Origin of the sequence: Xanthovirga aplysinae, from assembly GCF_009711365.1 — a bacterium.
In the GTDB taxonomy this organism is placed as follows: Bacteria; Bacteroidota; Bacteroidia; order Cytophagales; family Cyclobacteriaceae; genus Xanthovirga; species Xanthovirga aplysinae.
Map to the genome: position 1 here is coordinate 1 of NZ_SMMB01001291.1, position 23458 is coordinate 23458.

Annotated in this window: 15 protein-coding genes; 9 read left to right on the forward strand and 6 right to left on the reverse strand. The window is 35.7% G+C overall.

The genetic code is table 11. The features are described 5' to 3' along the window. Nucleotides 1–162: 162 nt before the first annotated feature. Nucleotides 163–2094 (reverse strand): DNA primase, encoded by a 1932-nt coding sequence (gene dnaG, locus E1171_RS21825; RefSeq protein ID WP_155208199.1) that lies wholly within the window; start codon nt 2092–2094, stop codon nt 163–165. Nucleotides 2095–2622: 528 nt separating this feature from the next. Between dnaG and E1171_RS21830 the strand changes: the two genes are divergently transcribed. The 7 genes from E1171_RS21830 (at nt 2623) to E1171_RS21860 (ending at nt 11508) form a co-directional block, all read left to right on the forward strand. Next, on the forward strand, nt 2623–3717 hold the full coding sequence (locus E1171_RS21830; RefSeq protein WP_155208200.1) for an Mrp/NBP35 family ATP-binding protein: 1095 nt from the start codon (nt 2623–2625) through the stop codon (nt 3715–3717). Nucleotides 3718–3726: 9 nt separating this feature from the next. Beyond that, entirely contained in the window at nt 3727–3999 is a 273-nt protein-coding gene (locus E1171_RS21835; RefSeq protein ID WP_155208201.1) for a NifU family protein, read from the forward strand. Nucleotides 4000–4514: 515 nt separating this feature from the next. Beyond that, nucleotides 4515–7205, forward strand: coding sequence for a D-alanine--D-alanine ligase family protein (locus E1171_RS21840; RefSeq protein ID WP_155208202.1), 2691 nt, complete (start codon nt 4515–4517; stop codon nt 7203–7205). Beyond that, nucleotides 7205–8020, forward strand: a complete 816-nt coding sequence (locus tag E1171_RS21845) for a PASTA domain-containing protein (protein ID WP_246164484.1) — start codon at nt 7205–7207, stop codon at nt 8018–8020. Before E1171_RS21840 ends, E1171_RS21845 begins: the two co-directional genes overlap by 1 nt. Before the next feature lie 14 nt (nt 8021–8034). Then, nucleotides 8035–9936 carry a T9SS type A sorting domain-containing protein gene (locus E1171_RS21850; RefSeq protein WP_155208203.1) on the forward strand — a complete coding sequence of 634 codons (1902 nt, stop codon included), beginning with the start codon at nt 8035–8037 and terminating at the stop codon, nt 9934–9936. Nucleotides 9937–10162: 226 nt separating this feature from the next. After that, nucleotides 10163–10459 carry a rhodanese-like domain-containing protein gene (locus E1171_RS21855; protein WP_155208204.1) on the forward strand — a complete coding sequence of 99 codons (297 nt, stop codon included), beginning with the start codon at nt 10163–10165 and terminating at the stop codon, nt 10457–10459. A gap of 77 nt (nt 10460–10536) precedes the next feature. Continuing rightward, nucleotides 10537–11508, forward strand: a complete 972-nt coding sequence (locus E1171_RS21860; protein ID WP_155208205.1) for a dihydroorotate dehydrogenase-like protein — start codon at nt 10537–10539, stop codon at nt 11506–11508. Between the two features lie 107 nt (nt 11509–11615). Here E1171_RS21860 and E1171_RS21865 read toward each other — a convergent pair whose 3' ends face one another. From E1171_RS21865 to E1171_RS21875, 3 genes are all read right to left on the reverse strand, one after another. Next, nucleotides 11616–12755: a site-2 protease family protein gene (locus E1171_RS21865; RefSeq protein ID WP_155208206.1), complete on the reverse strand. Its 1140-nt coding sequence runs from the start codon at nt 12753–12755 to the stop codon at nt 11616–11618. Beyond that, on the reverse strand, nt 12752–13393 hold the full coding sequence (locus tag E1171_RS21870) for an HAD family hydrolase (protein ID WP_155208207.1): 642 nt from the start codon (nt 13391–13393) through the stop codon (nt 12752–12754). Before E1171_RS21870 ends, E1171_RS21865 begins: the two co-directional genes overlap by 4 nt. A gap of 61 nt (nt 13394–13454) precedes the next feature. Continuing rightward, on the reverse strand, nt 13455–13673 hold the full coding sequence (locus E1171_RS21875; protein ID WP_155208208.1) for a hypothetical protein: 219 nt from the start codon (nt 13671–13673) through the stop codon (nt 13455–13457). Nucleotides 13674–14154: 481 nt separating this feature from the next. Between E1171_RS21875 and E1171_RS21880 the strand changes: the two genes are divergently transcribed. Further along, nucleotides 14155–14424, forward strand: coding sequence for an RNA recognition motif domain-containing protein (locus E1171_RS21880; protein WP_155208209.1), 270 nt, complete (start codon nt 14155–14157; stop codon nt 14422–14424). Nucleotides 14425–14811: 387 nt separating this feature from the next. Here E1171_RS21880 and E1171_RS21885 read toward each other — a convergent pair whose 3' ends face one another. Both E1171_RS21885 and E1171_RS21890 read right to left on the reverse strand, forming a co-directional pair. Then, complete coding sequence (locus E1171_RS21885; RefSeq protein WP_155208210.1) at nt 14812–17685, reverse strand: M16 family metallopeptidase; 2874 nt, start codon at nt 17683–17685, stop codon at nt 14812–14814. A gap of 722 nt (nt 17686–18407) precedes the next feature. Continuing rightward, on the reverse strand, nt 18408–18731 hold the full coding sequence (locus E1171_RS21890; protein ID WP_155208211.1) for a hypothetical protein: 324 nt from the start codon (nt 18729–18731) through the stop codon (nt 18408–18410). Nucleotides 18732–19380: 649 nt separating this feature from the next. On the opposite strand from E1171_RS21890, the gene E1171_RS21895 reads away from it, so the two are divergent. After that, nucleotides 19381–22806 (forward strand): AAA domain-containing protein, encoded by a 3426-nt coding sequence (locus E1171_RS21895; protein ID WP_155208212.1) that lies wholly within the window; start codon nt 19381–19383, stop codon nt 22804–22806. The last annotated feature ends 652 nt before the right edge of the window (nt 22807–23458 follow it).

The following is a 23458-nucleotide window of genomic DNA, read 5'->3' on the forward strand; positions in this document are numbered from 1 at the left end:
AAAAAAAATATTTAAATATGTAGTTTTCTTCAATTTTAAATACACTTGAATCCTTACACCTCACCAACAATTGTTCGATTGTACGAAAACTTTTAAACGCTGGTTTTAATAAATTATCATAATACACCTTTCTTCTTTTCACTCTTCCCCCTTTTAGTTACTTTATCGAACCACAACAATTCCCAACAATCGAGCAATTTCCATCTCTTTATTTTTCAAGGCAGTATGAATTTGTAAGATGTCCTGTTGCTTTTCCTCATCATTAAGGGCAATTTTTAATTCCTGCATATTTTCCGAAATCAGTTTTTGCAAAACCCTTAATTTTAAACGCAATACATTGCTAAAAGCCACATGATTAAGGATTTCAGCTTCTTCCGGAACGTAAATTTGAAATTTTTCTTTCCAATTTTGACTTACTTCGTATCGCTCGGCCAAGAGATCAATTACTTCTTGGCGAATATGCTCCGATGAATTTCTTATCAAATAATCCCCATCAATTCCTTCTCCCTTATCTAGATGATCTTTAAATAAAGAGATAATTTCCTGATAAATGGGAGTTTCAAAGTTTACATCCTCCACTTCCTCCAGTAAATACTGATAAAGGTATGCGCCCTCCTCAATAGGATTTAGCCCATATACTATCAGCAAACGTACAGTTTCTCTCTCCTGCAAGCGTACTGCATCAGGCAATCTTTTTTGAACATTGGGCTTGCTCTTTACTTCTGCAACAGCCGGATGTGAAACCGAGCTGTTTTCCCTAAATTCATTGCTCCTTTGCCGCTCTTTCTCTTTTTTAAAAAGAAGCTTATCCTGCTCCTCAATCAGTAACTGCTCATCTAATGACAGAAGTTCGGCACACTGTTTTATATAAACAGATCTTTTTATAGAATCAGGAATACGAGCAATACTTTGCACAATTTCCCGAATGGTTTCTACCTTCTTTATTGGATCATCTGTGGCATCTTGGGTCAACACTCCTACCTTGAAGGATATAAAATCCTGCGCATTTTCATTCAAAAAAGCTTGATAGGCCGTAGAACCAAATTTTCTGGCATAGGAATCCGGGTCTTCGCCATCCGGAAAAGCAACTGCTTTCACATCCAAACCACCTTCTAGGATCATATCAATCCCTCTTAGTGAGGCCTTCAAGCCGGCGGTATCCCCGTCGAACAGGACGGTAATCGTATTGGAAAATCGGGAAATCAAACGAATTTGGTCTTCAGTCAATGAAGTACCAGAGGAAGCCACAACGTTTTCAATTCCGGCCTGGTGCATGGAAATCACATCAGTATACCCCTCTACCAAATAGCAGTTATCTTTTTGACGAATAGCTTGTTTTGCCTGATAAATTCCATAAAGAATATTACTCTTATGGTAAATAGCCGTCTCCGGTGAATTAAGATATTTGGGTTGTTTTTTTGAAGACGTTAAAATCCTAGCACCGAAAGCAATAGCTTTTCCCGAAATATTATGAATAGGAAAAATCACCCGGTTTCGGAATCGGTCATACGTTTTATTTTCCTTTCGGATAATTAGTCCTGCTTTTTCTAGCAGATCAAGGCTGTGGCCTCTCTTTTTAGCTTCTTCTAAAAGGCCATCCCAGGCTTCAAGACTATAACCTAAATCGAATTTCTCTATAATATTTTGAGTGAATCCACGCTCTTTGAAATAACTAAGACCAATACTTCGGCCTTGTGCATGATTCAATAGATTTGATGAAAAATATTCCTGCGCAAAATTCGAAACGATATAAAGGCTTTCTTTCTCATTCTGATGTCGTATTTGCTCATCGGACTGGGGTTCATCCTCTATTTCAATTCCATATTTTTCAGCAAGGTATTTAATAGACTCCCCAAAAGTGGACCCTTCAATGTCCATAATAAACTGGATAGCATCTCCTGATTTACCACATCCAAAACACTTATAAATGCCTTTTGAAGGGGATACAGAGAATGAAGGAGACTTTTCATTGTGAAATGGGCAGCAGGCCCACATATTTTGACCCTTTTTCTTTAAAGAAACAAAATCACCTACCACTTCCTCAATGGCCACCCTACTATGTATTTGATTTATTGTATCCTGCGAAAAATTCAATTTCAGTACCTTTCTGGTAAATGCCGCATATTGCTAAGCCTCACCATTTCCTAATGCTTAAAAAAATGAGATTCCTTCCCATCAATGATTATGATTGGACACTCTATAGGAAGAAACTCCAATCAAAGATAAAGGCATTTCATTTCCCGACAAAATATTTCACATAAATGGCCTTAAGCTAAAAAGACGTTTATTACAGAAAGAAATTGTTTACCAGCCTCCCTAAACCAGATATTTTTAATTTTAGCTCAACAAAAAATATACTTGCAAATGTTAATTTCAGGGTTAAACCTGGTCTTAGCGATTTTCGGCCAAAAAATGTTGCAATTTCTCATCCACCCTGGAAACCTAATCAAAGATTAAAAAAGAAATTTCAGCATTAGTTATAATTTTCGATAACTTTGCAACGAAAAACACCCCAAATCCGTTATTTTTGACGTTAAATTACAATCATTTGATAAGGAAGCCGAAGCATTTAAGCTTTTCCTTTATCAAATAAACAAATCAGTAAAAACTGATTCTATTAAGATGACAATTACAAAAGAACAGATATTAAAAGCACTTCGGACGGTAGAGGATCCTGACCTTAAAAAGGATTTGGTTACTCTGAATATGATTGAAGACATTCTTATCGAGGGGAAAAAGATATCCTTTACGGTTGTTTTAACCACTCCTGCCTGTCCGTTAAAAGAAGTTTTAAGGAAAAATTGTGAGCAAGCAATTTATGATTTAGTAGATAGTAATTTAGAAGTTTCCATTAACTTCACCTCAAACGTAACATCCGTTCGGGATAGCGCTCCAATCCTGCCAAAGGTCAAAAACATTATCGCCATATCTTCTGGAAAAGGAGGTGTAGGAAAATCGACTGTTACCTCCAATTTGGCCATAGCTTTAGCCAAAAGTGGCGCTAAGGTAGGATTAATCGATGCAGATATTTTTGGCCCTTCCATACCTACCATGTTCAAATGTGAGCATGAACACCCCAGTGTGGTACAACAGGATGGCAAGAATTACATAGTACCCATTGAGCAATACGGAATAAAATTGATTTCCATTGGTTTTCTTTCTCCTGCTGAAAATGCTGTAATTTGGAGAGGTCCAATGGCCAGTTCAGCCCTTCGCCAATTTATAGCGGATACCGATTGGGGTGAACTTGACTATTTATTAATTGACCTACCTCCTGGTACTTCCGACATCCATTTGACCTTGGTACAAACGGTGCCAGTTACAGGAGCCATAGTGGTAACCACCCCACAAAAAGTAGCCTTAGCCGATGCAAAAAAGGGATTGGCGATGTTCAAACAACCTCAGATTAATGTTCCGGTGTTAGGAATCGTAGAAAATATGGCCTATTTTACACCAGAAGAACTTCCCGAAAATAAATATTTTATTTTTGGAAAAGAGGGAGGAAAAAGCCTAGCCGAAGACCACGATCTCCCACTATTAGGACAAATTCCTTTAGTACAAGGAATCCGAGAAAGCGGAGACAATGGTTATCCGGCCGTTATGAAAGAAGGACCGTCCGCTGACTCTTTCCAGAAATTGGCAGAAGAAGTAGCTCGACAAGTAGCCATAAGAAATGCCAATTTTGAAAAAACCCAAAAAGTTGAAATTAAACCTTAAGATAATCCGATGGAAAGTAAATCTTCCCTTACACCTGAACTTAAAGAAAAGATTGAAAAGGCCTTGGATAACATTAGGCCTTACCTAGAGGCTGACGGCGGAAATGTAAAAATCGTTGATGTCAATGAAGACATGGTTTTACAGCTTGAACTATTAGGTGCCTGTGGCACTTGTCCAATGTCACCTATGACTCTAAAAGCTGGAGTAGAAGAAGCTATTAAGAAAGCTATTCCAGAAATCAATGCGGTTCAGGCCATTAATTTGACAACTACCGAAAGCTAATATTTATTTATCATTTGAAAATGATAACAAATTAAAATTTAAGCTTTTAAATTATTAAATCTCAATTGAGGCTAATTAATTGAAAGTAAAAGAAACAGAGCAATAAATAATGGGAGAAAGGGATTTTACCTTTTCTCCTTTTTATTTTGATTTAAGCTTTTAAAACTTGTCAAAATTAGATTTCTATTTAAAATGAATGAATTTTAAGACCTCTTTTTAGTTTTAGGAATCTTAAAATGCAGACTATATTATTTCATAAAGCCATTTCAACGTTAAATATTGAAAAAACAGATTCTGATTATAGTTCACATTTGGAAAAATCATTTTAAATCGCATTGAATTATCCTAATTGGTAAAAATGAGCGTTCAATTTTATTACTAAAGGAAAAAAAGAACTATTCATGTTAAAATTTTAGCATGAAAATTGCGTAGAAACCGGTATTTAATTTATTTAGAGAGGGCATTGATTAACTAGGAGTCTTTTCTCCTTTCGTTAATTCCTTATATTTGCAGTAATGAAAGTAGGAATATTTTTTGGAGGCCAATCAAGAGAAAGGGAAATTTCTTTTGCTGGAGGTCGAACAGTATACGATAACCTGGATAAGTCACTTTTTGAGGCCATTCCAGTATTTGTGGATAGTTTAGGAAATTTCATTTTACTAGATTGGGAATACGTTTACAAAGGAACTATTCGTGACTTTTACCCCCCAACCACTGCCCAAGCCAACAGTACCAAGAACTTTCAATTATATATTGAACATTTGGGGACCTTAGATTCCAAGGAGCAACAGGCCATTATCAATCAAGTTGGCCGCAAGGTTTCTCCAGATGAATTCAAAAACTTGTTCAATTTTGCTTTCTTAGCTCTTCATGGACCTTATGGAGAGGATGGAAACTTACAAGGATTATTAGAATGGTATGGTATCCCTTATTCGGGGAGTGGAATTTTGCCTTCCTCAATCGGGATAGATAAAATTGCTCAAAGAAGAATTCTGGAACAAAATGGTTTTGACGGGCCTAAACATCAAACCCTGACCCGTTCACACTGGATTTCGATGAAGGAAAAAGCCCCCTATTTTGAGCAACTTAAAAAAGAACTAGGTCTGCCATTTGTCATCAAAGCCCCACATCAAGGTTCATCCATAGGTGTTTCTGTGCTCCAGCAAGACAATTTTGATGCTTTTAAGGAGGCTGTGACTAGGAGTTTATTTATAAAGACCATCTCACTTCAGGATTGGAAACAACTGGTCGAAAAAGAAAAAATACAAACTATTAGTCAACTTATTGACATTAGAGAGGGAATTGGATTACCAGCCTATTGTGACAATCAATTGATTGAACACCCAGAGCATTTATTAAGTTTTCTGGACGAAAAGGCCTCAGCCGGAGAAATTCAATGTGAACTCACCCCATTAGATACTGAAGAAGAAATTTTGTTGGAGTCCTTTATTGATGGAAAAGAATTCTCCTGTATTGTTATTCAAGATGAAAAAGGTAATCCTATTGCTCTTCCTCCAACCGAAATCATAAAAAGGAATCAACTCTTTGATTATCGCTCCAAATACCTGGCAGGAATGTCCCGAAAGGTGACTCCAATTGACCTACCGCACAAACAAATTGAAGATATTCGTAAAGAATGTAGTCGTCTTTTTAAAGTACTTAACTGTAATGTTTACGCCCGAATAGATGGTTTTATCACGTTGAATGGGCAAATCTTCCTGAACGACCCAAATACCACATCGGGAATGCTGCCTTCAGCTTTCTTTTTCCATCAGGCGGCAGAAATCGGGTTAAACCCCTCTCAATTTCTAACCTATATTATCCGAACCTCTCTTAATGAAAGGATAAAAACTGGTAAACGAAATTTTGAACTAAGAAAAAAGCTTCAACAATTAGACCAAGAAATTCTTTCATTAGGTAAAAAAGAAACTACAAAGAAGAAAGTGGCGGTAATAATGGGTGGCTTTTCTTCTGAAAGACACATATCGGTTGAAAGTGGAAGAAATATTTATGAAAAGCTTTCCTCTTCCACCAAATATGAACCCATTCCTATCTTCTTAAGTGGAAGTTTGGAAAATCACGATCTTTTCATCCTTCCTGTCAATATTATGTTAAAAGATAATGCAGATGACATTAATGAAAAAATATTGACATACAAGGAGCGAAATCAACACCCGGTTATTGAGGAAATCAGAAAAGAAACTCTGGATATCACACATAAATATGCAGGTCAAGATCTTCTGGATTTACGACAAATTAATTATAAGGAGTTATCCGAATTAGTTGATTGTGTTTTTATTGCATTACATGGAAGACCAGGGGAAGATGGAGCCATTCAACAGGAATTAGAAAAATACCACTTACCGTATAATGGTTCGGGAATTAGTAGCTCTCAACTCACCATCAATAAATTCAAAACCAACGAGTTATTAAAAGCTCATGGAATCCAGGTAGCTATGCATCGTCTCGTGCAGCAATCGGAATGGGAAGCTAATCCCGATAAAGTAATTATGGAGATAGAAAACAATTTCACTTATCCATTTATTACCAAACCAGCTGATGATGGTTGTAGTTCTGCCGTAAAAAAGATCAAAAACAGGGACGAGCTCAAAGCATTTGCAACATTAATGTTTCGAAATACGGAACAACTTTCCCATGAAGAAACACAGGTATTAAAGTTAAAACACAATGAAGAATTCCCTATAAAATCCTATTTCCTTTTGGAAGAGTTAATTGAAAAAGGAAAAGAGGCCAATCATTTTCTTGAAATAACAGGTGGGTTGCTGACACAGCGTAATAAAGAAGGGAAAATTCAATATGAAATATTTGAACCTTCCGAAACATTGGCTACCGGTGAAGTACTTTCTTTAGAAGAAAAGTTTTTGGCCGGAGAAGGACAGAACATTACCCCTGCCCGTTTTTCAAAGGATTCAAACTCACAAAATCACATTAGTCAACAAGTACGATCAGAGTTGGAGAAGGTGGCTAAAATTCTCAATATTGAGGGTTATGCTAGAATAGATGCCTTTGTAAGGATCTTTGAGGATGGAAGGGCTGAAACTATTATCATAGAAATAAATTCATTACCGGGAATGACACCGGCAACATGTATTTTTCACCAGAGTGCAATCAATGGTTATAAACCCTTCGAATTTATTGATGCTATTCTGGAATACGGATCAACTAAAGAACTAAGTAAGGCTTAATGATGAATATTAAATTTAACTCTTGGAAAGGACTATTATTTAATTTGACCCTAATATTGGCTTTAGGGACTTCTGTTGTTCTTGGATTCTTTTATTTATATCTTCCCTCAGAAACCCATCATAAGGAAACCATTACGGTTCCAAATTTGGTAGGAAGACCGTTGGAGGATGTAGAACGTTTCCTCAAAGACCGAAACCTTCAGTTTGTGGTTACCCAAGATTCTGGCTATTCTACCAATTATAGTCCCCTTTCGGTACTTCAACAAAATCCTAAAGCGGGCTTTAAAGTAAAGGAAAACAGGAAGATTTATATTTCCCTGAATGCAAAAACCCCTCCAATGATAGGCATGCCCAACCTAATAGATGGATCATTAAAAAATGCCAAAATGATTTTGGCTAGTTATGGCCTGGAAGTAGGTAATTTGCAATATGTTCCTGATCTTGCAGAAAATGCAGTATTATCACAGTTATATCTGGGCAAAAAGATCAAACCAGGTACGCGTATAGCAAAAGGATCATCTATTGACCTAGTAATTGGGGACGGTTTAAGTAAACAAAACTTCGAAATGCCTGATTTAACAGGAATGGATCAGGAAGAGGCCAACTTTAATATCCAGGCACTTTCCCTACAAACGGCTAGCGTCACCTTTGTTCCGGCACAGGATAGCCTGAATATACCAGGAACAATTTTCCAGCAAAACCCCTTGGCTGGTGAAAAAGTAAGAGCAGGGCAATTAGTTGATTTATGGATAATAGAAACCGATAGTACGACTTTGGAAGATAGCCCTTCAGATAATATATCAATCACTAATTAGAAAATTATCGTTGAATGAAAATTAAAGGGTATCTTATTGCTTTGTTTTTACATACAGGTCTTACTTTTAGTGGCGCCCCACTATGGGCGCAACTTCTTGAAGTTCCACTATCCAAAGAAAAACCGAAAAACGGGGTACCCTCCCGATCCAATGAAACTGATATTTTTCCCTTTTGGGATGATTTCTCCTCGGGAAATGAACTAATCTCCCAGCGATGGGAGGAAAGTAATGTTAGAATTAGTGGAGATTTTGGCATCAATTCTCCAAGTATAAATCATGTCGTATTTAATGGGGCTGATAAGTCTGGTGTCCCATATAGTAATGATCCAACCCGTATTGGCCCTGCGGACACTTTAACTTCAAAACCTATTGATATTAGTGCTTTCAATGTAGATGATAATCTTTATTTGAGCTTCTTTTGGCAACTCAAAGGAAGAGGAAATACCCCAAACCCTGAAGACTCTTTGGTATTAGAATTTCGCCACAAAGATGCAGATTCTTCCCATGGATGGAAAAAAGTGTGGTTCAAAAACGGAACAAATGATCAAATAGAAGAAGAGTTCAATCAGGTATTAATTCCCCTTAATCAAGAGGATTTCTTCCACTCCAATTTTCAATTTCGTTTCCGAAATTACGGACACCTGGGAGGAGAACTAGACGATTGGTTAGTAGATTACATTTATCTGGACAAAAACCGAAGTCCTAATGACCAAACTTATTTGGACAGGGCTTTAAGTAGCAGGCCCAGTAGTATCTTTAAAGAATTCACAGCCATACCGGCCAACCATTTTTTCTCTGATCCCGAAAGCTATGTGGGTCCAATTAACATAGAATTTAATAATCTTGACAACCAGCCGCAGCCCGTAGAAATAAAAGCTTTATTAATTGATAAAGTCACGCTGGACACACTGGATATAATGACAAGAGATGCTGATGGAGATTCTTACGTCCCCAATCCCCCACCTCAGAGTCTGGAGCGCAGATTGATCGAAATAAATCCTATAAATGCAACCGCAATTCCAAATGAAGAAGACCCAGAGACTGGAAGTAAAACAAGCGTAGAATTAGAAACATTGGTATTTCTCAGTAAATCAGGGGATACTCTTTTATTGGATAACTCCAATGGTCAAAACACCTATTACCAAACCGTTGACTTTCGTTCAAATGACACAATTCGCTCTGATTTCTATTTAGATGACTATTATGCATATGATGATGGAACCGCCGAATATGCAGCTGGAATAAATCAAAATAGTGGAATGTTGGCTTACCAATTTATAATCAAGGAAAGTGGTTATATTGATCATATTGACATAAATTTTGCACAAACTGGTGAAAATTATTCCGGCGTCCCTATTGATTTAATGGTGTGGAAGTCTTTAGAGGATGAAAGTCAACAAAACGCTTACACCCAAAGTGCAACTGTAAATTATGCTGGACAGGACGGTTTTATTTCTTATGACCTGCACCGACCGATATGGGTAGAGGACACTTTTTACATCGGCTATAGACAATACCTTGATGACTATCTGTTGGTAGGCCTTGACAAAAATACCAATACGGGTGAAAAGATCTTTTTTAATACCATGGGCAAGTGGCAATCCAATGAAAAGGTTCAAGGAAGTTTATTACTTAGGCCTGGGTTTGTTTCCGACATTTCTACAATTACAGGTACTGAGCCGGAAATTTCTAATGAAATTCTGATTTTCCCTAATCCAACCGAAGGCCCAATACATATTAATGGCCAATTTAATAAGATTAAAATTTATGACATGAACGGTCGTTTTATTAAATCTATTGAAGGTATGGGTTCAACTAGCCAACCTATTGATCTTAGTTCCTTCAACAAGGGCCTTTACCTTCTTCAAATAAGTATTGGAAACAAAATTTATCAAAAGAAAATAATATTAGAGTAAATATTTAAAAAGGGATTCACCTTAAGAGCATATTTAAAAATTTTCTAATGGCTGTAAATGGTTTTTAAAAAGCATGATTTTGGTTTGTTTTTTCACCAGTAACATAAGGCTACAGGTTCAAAAAGGGCTTCAATCAACCTTTCATAACTCCATTTTTCCTTCAAAACAAAATATTTAAACACGCTCTATCACGTCCCTAATTAATTAAAAACGACAAATTTTAGTTATGAGTGAGATAACAGTAGCCGAATTAAAAGAAAGACTGGAGAAAAATGAGGAGCTAATCATTATTGATGTCAGAGAAGAATGGGAGCATGAAGAGGTCAATATAGAAAATACACGAAATATTCCTTTAGGAACCATTCCCCAACATTTGGAGGAATTATCTTCCTTAAAAGAAAAGGAAATTATTCTTCACTGTAAGTCTGGTAACCGCAGTGGTCAGGCACAGAAATATTTAATAAGTCAGGGTTTCAAAAACACCCGAAATCTAGTAGGTGGAATTACCGCCTATATGAGTTAACATAACCAAGGGTTTTGGTACTCTTTTATCATTAAAGGGGGGAGGACAATCAAAAAACACCATACCTTTTTAGGATTATGGATATAACAACAACCTATTTAGGAATGGAACTAAAAACTCCTTTGGTAGTTTCAGCCTCCCCTTTTTCAAAAAAAATAGACAATATAAAAAGGCTTGAAGATGCTGGGGCATCAGCTATAGTGTTCAATTCTCTTTTTGAGGAACAAATACGATTGGAAAAAGAAAAAAAATTCTTGATTTCCATAGCCCGGAATACATCTGAAAAGTTCATTCATCAGGTAAAAAGTAGCCCTACCGACTATTTGGAAAAAATTCGGAAAGCCAAAGAGGTGGTTAATATCCCCATTATTGCCAGCCTGAATGGGTTTTCCCAGGGTCCCTGGACCGAATACGCACAATTAATCGAAGAATCAGGAGCAGATGCCCTAGAATTATGTCTCTACCACATTGCGGCCGACAAATATTGTAGTAGTCAGGAAACTGAAATTTCTTACCTCCAACTGATTGAGTCCATTCGTAATCAAATTAGTATCCCCTTAGCCGTAAAACTTAGTCCTTTCTTCTCAAACATAGCCAATATGGCTCAAAGAATTGTAAAAAAAGGGGCTGAAGCTTTAGTACTTTTTAATAGGTTTTACCAACCTGACATTGACCTCACTAAAAAAAAGATGGTACCCAATGTTTTACTAAGCTCTCCCTCGGACATGAGACTTCCAATGAGGTGGATTGCCATATTAAAAGACAGAATAGACTGTGACTTTGCAGCTAGCTCTGGAATAAGTTCAGGAAATGATGTGATAAAAATGACAATGGTTGGTGCGGATATCAGTATGGTATGTTCCGCTCTCCTTAAAAATGGGATATCTCACCTTTCAATCATGGAGCAAGAAGTAAAAAATTGGATGGAGAAATATGAATACCCATCCTTAACCTCCATAAAAGGATGCATCAGCTCATTCAATGTCACAGATCCTGGTGCCTATGAACGATTATGGTATATAAAAGCCATCAATGATTATAAAATCTAGAATTATATCCCTCTAGATCTAAATGAAGAAAAAATACTCCAATTTGTTGTAAATCTAAAACCTGCTTGGAAAAGAAATAACATTCAAAATTATGATCGTCCTCCCTTTCAATCCACAATAAAAGGTTGTGGACTAAAACAAAGAATAAAAATAGCCAAAGCAACCCAACCCAAAATTTTTCTACCTTTTCCTAAAGGTTCATCTTGAGCGGCCTTTGGATGATAAACACCCAAAACTCTCCCCAATAAAAAGGTAAATAACAACCATCCATTATATCCTTTTGCAGAGGGTATTGCATAAACCGTCACCAACTGTAAGCTTAAAATCAATAGGGCCAATAGCAACGTATTTTGCCTAGAAAACTTTAAGCCTTTAAAAGTGACAAACAAAAAAAGAGTATATAAAATCATCCCCATAAAAAGGGCAAACTTATCGGTTTGATAAGGGGTGAGCAAACCAAGCCCTGCATAGTAGACAAAAAGCAAAAACAATATCTTAGAAATTAAAGCATGCCTTTTATAACCAAATAATCCGAATATCACATGTCCTCCATCCAATTGACCGATAGGCAATAGATTTAAGGCGGTAAAAAACAAGGCCAAATACCCCGCCCACAAATAAGGATAATGAATTAATTCATAACTATTAGGAATTCTATTTGGTTCGGTTGCAATAAAATTCTCAAAGAACAGAAATAAAAGATTTTTACCAATGCCAAAATTAACTGGGTTATCTTCATAAACATATTTGGCATAGTCCGGACCAAAGCGAGCATAATCCGGATGAATTTGAAAAATATAGTCGTAAGGAGGTAAATGAGTAAATCCATACCACAATAAAACCAAAGCAGCAACAAATCCTGTCAATGGCCCCGCTATACCGATATCAAAGAAGCCTTTGCGAGAACTTACTGGACTCTTCAATCGAATAAAAGCACCCACTGTCCCCAAGGAAGGCCACCCAATAAAGCCCAACCAGAAAGGGATGTAATAAGGCAATGTCACTTTAACCTGGTAAGCCCTTGCTGTAAAATAATGACCAAATTCATGAATGGTTAAGACCGTCAGAAATGGAATTGAAAAGGAAAACCCATTTATAAAATCATTTTTACCCAGTAATTCTTCTCCTATAAAAAAGGAACGTCCCATTGTCCACTCAGCCCCCGCAAAAGTGGTGGTAACTAAAGTAATTACAAACAGTACCAGATGGGGCAGGAATATCACTGGTTGTTCATTTTCTTCCTTCATTTGCCAAAAAACTTCATCAGAACGCCATCACCATTAATATGAAGTGTTTTTATTCCCAGAAATTCAGCAGCAGATATATTCTCAATATTATCATCGATAAATAGGGTCTCATTTGCCTCCCATGATTGCTCTTGAAGTACTTGTTCAAAAATTTCCACCTCTGGCTTTATTTTCTGCATTTGAAATGAATAATATACCCTATCAAAATAAGAGGAAAAGTCAGCCTTTCCACTCTTTTTCTTTAAAATTGATATAAATTCATCGTGATGAATTTTGTTGGTGTTACTTAATAAGACCAATTTGAAATTTTTTCTAAGGCCCAAAAGAAGTTCCAATCTTTCAGAAGGAATATCCAGCAACATACTATTCCAAGCTATATCAAGGAATTCATCATCAATCTTTCTACCAATAGATTGACACAGTTGAGCTCTAAAATCCTTACTAGTTATCAACCCTCTTTCATAATTTTGTAAGACATTAATAAAACCACTTTGTTGCATTCGGTGTTTAAATTCTGTGAAAGAGCAACCTGCCAGTCCAGAAAATTTATGAAAGGCCAACTGTTGATCAATATTTATAATTACCCCACCCAGATCAAAAATAATATTCTTTATCCCAATAAGATTCCTATTCAGCATACTGATAAGTACATTCAGTTTTGAAATTACAAATTTAAGAGGGAAGCAATTAATAATTGCTCTATTTTGCGGAAACTAACCAAAAACTCCAGGCCAAAGGTCTTAATCCAAATTCATCTCTTAAACCATCCTGTTTACAAACGATAAAACAATAATTAGTTATTTTGAATTGCATACGAACCCGTTGTTCAACCACCCTTACATCTATTGTTAAAGACACCAACCCTTCAATATGAGTAAGTTCCGCAAATGAGCTTTTGCACAAGCTTTGCTTCTCCAAACACAAAAATAATTAAGAATAGAAAAAACCTTAAGGGGTATGGGAGATTTTTACCTCCAAGCAAGGTCCTCCTAAAAAGCTTTATTAAGTAAGAAATTTACAAGCCCTTTAACACCTAGTTTAAAGGCGAAATTCTATAATTAACATGTTCTTTTCACAAAAAAACATAAAAAGTTATAATAATTATAATAAGTTTTATTAGATTACAGAACTGCCTATTATTCAGATAAATAAAATGAATAATAAAAACCAAGGGCACCTGAAAGGAAAATGTTGCCCAGTTTTATGAAAACAGGGAAAATAATAACCAAAATTGAATCATAAGATTTTACAGAAACAATACACCAGGACCAATTATTTAATTAATTTTGGATATTCAGAGGTATTGCCAAATAGACTCTGTCTATTATGTATTTTGCATGACTTTACAATACTTTAATACAACTCTTGAATACCATCACATTAAAATTTTAATTTAAAAATGAACATCTTTGTAGCAAGGCTCAGCTCAAACACCAACAGTGATGATCTAAAAGCCGCTTTCGAACAATTTGGCACAGTTGAATCCGCAAAAGTAATTTTTGACCGTGAAACAGGAAATTCTAAATGTTTCGGGTTTGTGGAAATGGAAAATGAAAATGAGGCTTTTGAAGCTATTGGTGCCCTAAATGAATCAGAACTGGATGGTCGCTCCATCGTTGTAAAAAAAGCAAGACCAAGAAATGCCGCCCCTAATGCGGGCACCTACTGATAGATATTTTCTTTTTAAATTTACTTCAAGCGGTTTCCTAAAAGGATCCCGCTTTTTTAGTTTTGATAAAATAACAGCAGTTTTAACTTTAAAGAAAAATCTCCCCCCTAGAAGGTAAACTTCATTTTATGGAAAGAATAATATAATCAAGGAGGTTAGAATATTGAGGATAAATCCGAATTAAAAAACATACATTCTGGAAATTCAAGAACTAAAAAGTAACCTTCAAGTTTAAATGGACTAAGTCAATTAAACTTTTCTAATCCTTTTATATAAATTCTAATTACAAGAAAAAATCCTATTATATAAAAAGGCAGTGTTAGGAAATAAAATCCCCCAAACACTGCCTTTGATGATTGTGAAATCAATTCATTCTCTAAAATTCATTCACATTACGGTTTCTTCAGTGATCGGATTACCTTCCCGATCCAGTAAAATAGGCTTAATCCCAGCATCAACTAATCTTTCCAATTGGGACTTTTTATCCCCAACAATTAGGTATGTCATATGCATAGGGTTCATATGCCTCTCAATAGTAGTTTTAACATCCTCAATAGTGGTTTGAGCCAAGACCTTCTGGTTTTCCTCTATGTAGTTTACAGGTAATTCATATGTGCTAATATTTTGCAGCATTCCCAGCAGACTAAATAAAGTCTCAAAACGTCGAGTATTCTCTTTTACCAATGTATTGCTCGTCTTATCGAGGTCATCTTGGGTGTAAGTCCTTTGATATTGTCCAATCAAATCGTTAAAAATTTCCACCGATTCATAAGTCACATTGCTTCGAACACTTGATACAGCCTTATAAAGACTTCTGTCTTTTCTTCTTTGAATAAAGGAATAGGCACCGTAGGTATAGCCCTTTTCTTCTCTTAAAGTTTGGAATAATCGACCAGCTGATCCCGCTCCCAGTCTATAATTTGCCAAATGAATTTCAAAAAACTCCCTACTTTTTCCTGCTGGCGCCAGCTGTCCAATTTGAATAACGGATTGCTTGGCATCAGGAATATCAACAAAATAATAGGTAGGTTCTTCCTTTCTATCTGGTAAATCATACATTGGAAAACTAACTTTGGCTGATTTCCATGCTTTCTCCAGGGATTTCAATGATTCCATGATTTTAGTTTGGGGTATGTCTCCAGCCACATGGAAATTAGCTACATAAGGAGAAAAGGCCTTCGAATAATAAGTCTTAATGTCTTCCAAAGTCATCTTTTCTACATTTTCTATTTTTCCATAAATGGATTTTGACAATATATGGTCATCCCCAAACATCAACTTATTAAAGACACTATTGGCCACAGCATTTGGGTTAGCATTCCGCTGTTGTATTCGATTAATGGTAAGCTTTTTAATACGTTCAAACTCTTCTATATCCCATCGGGGTTGTAATAAAATCTCTTCCACCAACTCCAATGTTTCCTCATATTTACTTGCCAAACAATTTGCAGTTAAAGTAATGAACTCCTCTGATGTACTCATACTAATATTAGCCCCCAACTGTCCAATTGCATCCTCAAGTTCTTCGGGAGTCTTATTTGCTGTTCCCTCCATCATCAAATCAGTAATCATATTGGCTGCCCCAACATTGTCTGGATCGTCCAGTATTAGTCCTCCCATTAATCGAACACTGAATTGAATCAAAGGCAGTTCATTTGCTTCAATACCATAAACCTTCATTCCATTACTAAGACTACTTGTCCAAACCTCAGGAAGGGTAATCAAAGGGGGCTCGCTCAGGTCAGGCTCTATCGAGCGGTCAAAAGATGAAGGAGTTTTGGCATAAGCCAATTGTCCGCCCTCTTCCTCAATAAATGTTTCTTCAACGCCTTGAATAATCTCTTCTTCCACAATATTTGCAGAAATAGCACTTTTTGCAACAAGGTGTGTTTCCCCTTTTGGCACAAAATTGGTCACAATATGATTTTTACCCTTTATGTATTTTCTAAATACACGCATCACATCTTCCTTACTAACAGCCTTAACTCTTGCAATATCTTCCGAGATAAAACCAGGATCTCCCGCAAACTCATTGTACACTACCAATTGGAAGGCTTTATTTAAAATTGAGGAAATTCCATTGTAAAAAGCAGTTTCTTGAACAGCTTTAATACGCTCCAGGTCCTTGTCTTCAAAACCTTTTTCATCAAATTTTACTAGTGCTTCCTTCACAGCTGAATAAAGAGTGTCCATATTTACCCCATTATTAGCTCGAATTCTAATAGAAAATGTCCCGGCAATTTCTTCAGAGCTGTTATAAGCCGAGACTTCGGGGGCTAATTTTTTATCTTCTACAATAGTTTTATACAATTGTGCCCTTTTTCCGTCAGCTAAAATTTCCCCCAATGCATTTAATGCATAGCTATCCTCATGAAACTGCTCTACAGTGGGAAAGGTTAAACGAATTTCTGGCAAACTGGCAAAATTATCCTCATGATATAACACTTTGGTTTCGGCTAATTCAACTGGCATTGGGGGTAAAGGCTCCACTTTTTGTTTGGCCGGTATTTCTGCAAAATATTTTTCTATAAGCGGCTTAACATTTTCAGCTTCAAAATCACCAGCAAGAACAAGAGTGCAGTTATTCGGTCCATAATATTTGTTATAAAACTCTGTAACATCCTCCAATTTTGCATTTTGAAGGTCCTCCAAACTTCCGATCACCGTCCAGCTGTAGGGATGTCCCTTTGGATACAAATTCGATAAAATCACCTCATTAGTATGCCCGTAGGGTTGGTTATCCACCCTTTGTCTTTTTTCATTTTTCACCACTTGCTTTTCATTTTCCAGACCTGCCCTAGTGACTGTATTAATAAAAAAGCCCATTCTATCAGATTCCATCCACAATATTTTCTCCAAAGCATCTTTAGGCACCACCTCATAATATACCGTACCATCCTGCCACGTACCCCCATTAAAGGTCCCTCCTAATTCATTTATCTTAGTAAAAAACTGGCCTTTTCCTACATTCTCTGAATCCTGAAATAACATATGTTCAAAGAAATGAGCAAACCCTGTTTTGCCTGGCTTCTCGCGGTTTGATCCAGCATGAACTAAAATAGCTGCCGCAACAATCGGATCCGATTTATCTTGGTGCAAAACCACCTCGAGACCATTATCTAAAATATATTTCTCATAATCAATAGAGAATTCTTCTTTATGGCTGGTATCAGCCGGATCCATAAGCTTGTCACAGGCGGTCGTGGCCATGACCAAGATGGCAATCAATACTGCCCAGGGAAATTTGTATTTAGGTTTCATGTTAAATTTTATTTGATAGACATATTTTTAAAGTATAAAAATTTAACATTAAAAAGAAATTATTATATTAATTACATAAATAAAAAAGAGAACATTAATATAAAAAGCTTTACTTTGACTTATTTATAAATAATAAAGGGCACAAATAAAGCGAGGCAAAAATCGAGAATAAATGTTAAGAATTAGGGAAAAATGCGAAAAGTTAAAAGTGAAATTTTAGGGATTATGAAATAGGTATCGATAGTGAGGACAAAAAATTAAGTAAGTAGGAGATGAATCTAAATAACTCATTTAAACAGCAAAAACATTATGAGGTAATTTAATACATGATCTTTTTTATGGTAAAAAACCAACTCAGGAAACAATGAAGAAAGGAGATTGAATTTAAAAAAAATCAAAAAAACGTGAACTCACAAAAAATACTGACCAGTAATTTACCGGACTAAACAACCAGGAATAACCCAGATGTTGGCAAAAAATAAACTCTCAGTAACATGGCAAATAAACTGAATATCAGAAAAAAATAACTCACACTCTCTCACAAGTACAAGTTTAACTCCCATGGAGCAGTTTACCCAAAATCCCTGAGTTCACGTACATTTTTTTAAAGGAAAAGAATTACTATTTTAAATCACCAAATATTTTTAATCTCTTGATATCGACTAAAAAGGAAAATAATTAACTAGTAATAGATTTTACAAAAAACATTCCAACATCCCCTTTTAGGAGGCTAATTTCAAATTTAATTTTTGATTTAGCATTTCTACTGGGCCAAATTTCCTACTTTTAATCTTCTTCCTACCTTTTACCAGCATTACCTCAGAAGGATTTAGATTAAATTCATGTGTGGACTTTACCACCTTACTAAAATAAGCCTCTGCTTGCTCACGCTCACCCTTCCCAAAACCGAACCTGTGGTTCTTAAACTTAACATCTTCTCCAGGAATAATTTGGTATAACCTGAAAACTACTTCATATCGGGGTAAAAAGGGTTTAACCAAATTTCTAAAGAGCCAACCCTTATTCTCTAATTTCTTTCTTTCCAAAGTAAATGAATAATTGTTTTAATCTAAACTTATTACGTAACAAAGATATTTCAAAAAATTGTTTTTATACAAACATAAAGCACAAAAAAATTATTAGATTTACATACTTTAGTACTATTTATTTTTTTATAATTTTTATAATTATTCCTTCATTATGGAATAATTTCATAGTGACCAGTACATTAAAATTCACTAAAACAATAACAATTAATTAAAACCAAAATATCTTTATATAAAAAAAACATTCATTTTTCTAATAAAAATTACTCAAGTTCCAAAATTTGGCATATAATTATTTAATTATCAATTAATTTATCCTGTAAATTTCTCAAACTTAAGTCTCACTAATTTGTCCATCGTTCGGACTTTTAAATTCAACAGACTTCCTATCTCAGAGTGTTAACTCAGGGTTTATTTCCCTCCTTTTCAAAAAGAAGGTTCCTCCAATTAAAAATCTGTATTATTTAGATAATCTAAAAAGACCCACAACTACAAATAATCTTAAATTTCCATTTCTTGAACAAATCAAAATAATTATATTTTTCTCTTCATGGATTAATTTTTTAAGAAGGTAACCGTAAATCCAAAAAAAATTGGAGAAATAATTTTTTTTGTGAAATTTTGGAACTTATTTCCACACTGCTCCTTTATGAACAAACAGCAGATTGCATTTGATTTTTTTGAGGAATTATTGGTTATCTACCAACATAAAAGGCTAAACCCGGAGGAAAAATATGAACTTTTGGCCGATTTATTAGGCAGGATCTGTAAAGACAAAACTCAGAAGGTCAATTTACAATTCTCCAATCTTTTTAGTCGGATAGTCTTTTTAAGCCACCAATACAACTTATCAGCAAAGCAACAATGGGAATTGCATCACCTTCGAAAGACTTCCTACTTGGTTTCTACTCAAAAATATCCAATAAAAAAAAGGGGGCTTTCTAATGCATTTAAATCTTTAGGAGACATTATATCGGCATTTTATCAAATCAGCCCACCAAGGGCACTTCAAAAGCTTAATGGAGATACCGATTCCCACCCCTCTCCTATTTTTCCTAGGAAAGAGAATACCATTTCTAAACTTAGGGTTCAGCTCATTAAAAAAGTAAAGGAAGAGGATATTCTTATTTGCAAGGCAGAAGACAATAAGGAAAAAGAGCCCATTAGGGTTAAATACAATCAGACTTTTAGAAATGGAAGTCCTGGCAATCAAGAATTCAATGCCTCAATAGATGGAATTCGAGAAGGAGCCCAATTAAACCTTATCGATGTTACGATTGACTCGGAAGGCTATTTTATTCCTACCCTATTTGTTTTAGAACCAGATTATCTATTAGATATTTCTGCTATAGCAGAATGTTATCAGGGGAAAGGAATTAATCCCAGTCTTCATCTCAAAAGAAAATTTGACATAAACCCCAAAACACCTTCAATACTTTTAGGGAATTTAGCTAATTTTTTCTTGGATGAGCTAATTCATGAGGACACAGATAAACCTTTACATTTCAACGACTTATTTCCACAGGCATTTCAGCTTTACCCTATGGAATTCACCACCATGGAGGAACTAATTCCCCTAGATGCCTTTAAAGAATTTCAGCAAAGTGCGTTTTCACACTTTCGAAATATTCGTAGAGTTTTAAATGAAGATTTCCAAAAAGGTGACCATCAAATCCATAAAAAAGACTGTGCACTTGAACCTTCTTTTTACTCAGAAAGATATGGTTTACAGGGACGACTAGACATTTTACATCAGCCTCAGGATCCTAAGAATGCACTTGGCATTATTGAACTTAAATCTTCCCGTTCAGCCCCTACTAACGGAACATGGAAGAACCATATGGCCCAAGGTCTTCTTTATCGTCTGTTATTACAAGAAGTTTTTCCGGAACAGGTGGAAAAAACAAACCCAACCATTTTTTATTCAAGCCCCAACCATCAGAACTTACGGTTTACGCCCGCTCTACTGCAAGAGGAAAAAGAATTGATCAACCTTAGAAACTTGATCATTATCACAGAACAAAAATTGGCTTATGCCCAATCTTTTCGAGAAATATTAGAGCCCCTTAAAGCTCTCAATTCAAAGAATTTTGAGAAGGAGCCGGAATTCATTAAAGAAAACGTTAGGGAATTTGAAGATGCCTTTTATCGAGCTCCCAAAATTGAGCAGAAATTTTTCCTCACATTTGTTAATTTTATTGCCAGGGAACACCTTCTGGCAAAAATTGGTGATTCCCAATATGAGACCGATCATGGGCTAGCAGGACTTTGGCAAAAGAGCTTTAAAGAAAAGCAAGAAGGCTTCCAAATCCTTTTTGATTTAAAAATTGAAGAGAATGCAATTGACAAAGAAAAACCCTATATCCTTTTTAGCCGAACCAATCCAAACAACCAATTTGTAAATTTCCGAGAGGGTGATATTGGTGTGTTATACCCAAGGGATACAATGGATGACCATGTATTAAAAAATCAGGCCATAAAGTGTAGCATAGCTTCCATTTCAAAAGACCAAGTAAAAGTCGGTTTTAGATATAAACAACGAAATAAAAAGTATTTTAAGCAGTTTTCCCACTGGGCCATTGAACATGATTTTATGGACACAGGATTTTACAGCATGTACAGGTCTCTCTTCTCTTTTCTTCAAGCTAAAGACCAGAAAAAAAAAGATAAAATACTTGGTAAAACTCCTCCCATTTCCCCAATACCTAAAACTTTTCAGGGTCTTAGTCCTGAACAAAACAGAATCATTGGAAAAGCATTGACCGCCCCAGACTACTTCCTTTTATGTGGTCCTCCGGGAACAGGAAAAACTTCTATAATGCTTAAAACACTGGTCAAGGAGTTGCACCAGAAACCAGGACAAAATATTTTATTATTGGCCTACACCAACAGGGCGGTAGACGAAATTTGCGAGGCAGTAGACGGTGCCATAGAAGCATCAATTGATCCCAAAAGAAAATTCATAAGAATTGGCTCGGAATTATCAACTGCCTCCCAATTTAGACACACCTTATTAAATAAGGTAGCCGAAGAAGCCTCTTCCCGAAAGGAATTAAAGGAATATTTACAATCTCATCGCATTTTCATAGGAACACTAGCATCACTTTCAGGTAAAAGTGAGCTTTTTCAACTCAAGAAATTTCAGGTTGGAATTGTCGATGAGGCATCTCAAATTCTGGAGCCTCAAGTTATTGGCCTTTTAAATCAATTAGATAAGTTTATTCTCATTGGAGATCATAAGCAATTACCAGCCATTGCCCTGCAAAACCCTGAACATTCAACCGTGAATGATCCCGATCTCAATCAAATTGGACTCATCAATAGAAGTTTCTCCTATTTTGAACGAATGTTTAGGCTTTGCCAACGACATAATTGGCATTGGGCTTACGACATGCTTACTCACCAAGGACGTATGCACAGGGAATTGGCCACTTTTGCCAACCATGCCTTTTATGGAGGAAAACTTCAACTTATTCCGGCACCGTGGCAAGAAGCTAAACTTCATATCGAAAATGTAAATAAACAAATAAGATTAGAAGAAGTCATGGCCTCTAGAAGATTGGTTTTTATTCCCTCTGATAATCATTCGGAGGATAAATCTCCTAAAGTGAATTCCTTTGAAGCCCGTTTAACAGCTCAATTGGTTGCAGCCATTATTCAATTAAAAGAAAGAAATCAAAATAGTAATTCCTCCTCATTTAGTCCGGCCAAATCTATAGGAATCATAACCCCCTTTCGTAATCAGGCAGCCCATATCAGAATGGAGTTGGAAAAACATAAAATAAAGGAACATGATCAAATTGTGGTAGACACAGTAGAACGTTACCAAGGAAGTCAAAGGGATATTATTATCATTTCCTTTTGCATCAATCAACCCCACCAATTGAGAAGTCTGACATCCGAAGTTTGGGACGAGGCGGATCAAACCATAATTGACCGAAAACTAAATGTGAGTATTACAAGAGCTCGTCAGCAAATGGTTTTCCTAGGAAATGAAGGCATTCTTAGCCGAAACCCTATTTATTCTAAACTTATTGATTGGGTAAGAAGTAATGGAGGATATATTAAGGTTTAAGAACTCCCATAAAGCACTTCTTCATCCACAATTTAAGAATAAGGTACCTGAGGCCTTCCTGCTCATTAGAACTATGTTCTTGAAAAAAACTTTTAAATAACAATGCTTCAACAATCAAACTGAAATAGGTCCATGGGAATTTTAACTGCCGATTAAATCAATCTTTTTCTTAGAAATTAAATTTAAAAACGCAGGAATTAAGAGTTATCGTAATGCTGTATAAAAATCTCCTTTCACATTCACTCCTATCTTAACCAATTCAGAAAGCCTTGTAAAATGGAAGGGACTTCTCCATTCCCCTTCATTCAATACTGTACTTCAAGCCTTAAAAACCCCATCACCTTAATTTTTATTTGTCCTATTTCTTGAAATTACTGTCCCATTTCAACTTGATTTCTCTTTCATTTCTGCTTAATCCTAGGTAATTATTTAGAAATGATAATTTAAAATTCTCACCATTAAAAATTTCAAAATCTTTCATACAAAACTCTAATCGAAATTATGTTATTTTTAATATATAAATCTTTTTATTAGGAAAAATGTAAAAATTATTTTTTTTCATTGAAAAATTTTTAACAAAACAGAGATTTTACTTAATATTGTAATATCAACAAGGAGAAAAACACTGTAGGGTGACGAAACCGGCAGACGT

Bases quoted from the DNA above. Each gene is read 5' to 3' on its own strand.
- E1171_RS21830 (WP_155208200.1), top strand. From the start codon at position 2,623: ATGACAATTACAAAAGAACAGATATTAAAAGCACTTCGGACGGTAGAG.
- E1171_RS21865 (WP_155208206.1), bottom strand. From the start codon at position 12,755: ATGAAGGAAGAAAATGAACAACCAGTGATATTCCTGCCCCATCTGGTA.
- E1171_RS21885 (WP_155208210.1), bottom strand. From the start codon at position 17,685: ATGAAACCTAAATACAAATTTCCCTGGGCAGTATTGATTGCCATCTTG.
- E1171_RS21870 (WP_155208207.1), bottom strand. From the start codon at position 13,393: ATGCTGAATAGGAATCTTATTGGGATAAAGAATATTATTTTTGATCTG.
- E1171_RS21845 (WP_246164484.1), top strand. From the start codon at position 7,205: ATGATGAATATTAAATTTAACTCTTGGAAAGGACTATTATTTAATTTG.
- E1171_RS21840 (WP_155208202.1), top strand. From the start codon at position 4,515: ATGAAAGTAGGAATATTTTTTGGAGGCCAATCAAGAGAAAGGGAAATT.
- E1171_RS21895 (WP_155208212.1), top strand. From the start codon at position 19,381: ATGAACAAACAGCAGATTGCATTTGATTTTTTTGAGGAATTATTGGTT.
- E1171_RS21880 (WP_155208209.1), top strand. From the start codon at position 14,155: ATGAACATCTTTGTAGCAAGGCTCAGCTCAAACACCAACAGTGATGAT.
- E1171_RS21860 (WP_155208205.1), top strand. From the start codon at position 10,537: ATGGATATAACAACAACCTATTTAGGAATGGAACTAAAAACTCCTTTG.
- E1171_RS21855 (WP_155208204.1), top strand. From the start codon at position 10,163: ATGAGTGAGATAACAGTAGCCGAATTAAAAGAAAGACTGGAGAAAAAT.
- E1171_RS21835 (WP_155208201.1), top strand. From the start codon at position 3,727: ATGGAAAGTAAATCTTCCCTTACACCTGAACTTAAAGAAAAGATTGAA.
- E1171_RS21850 (WP_155208203.1), top strand. From the start codon at position 8,035: ATGAAAATTAAAGGGTATCTTATTGCTTTGTTTTTACATACAGGTCTT.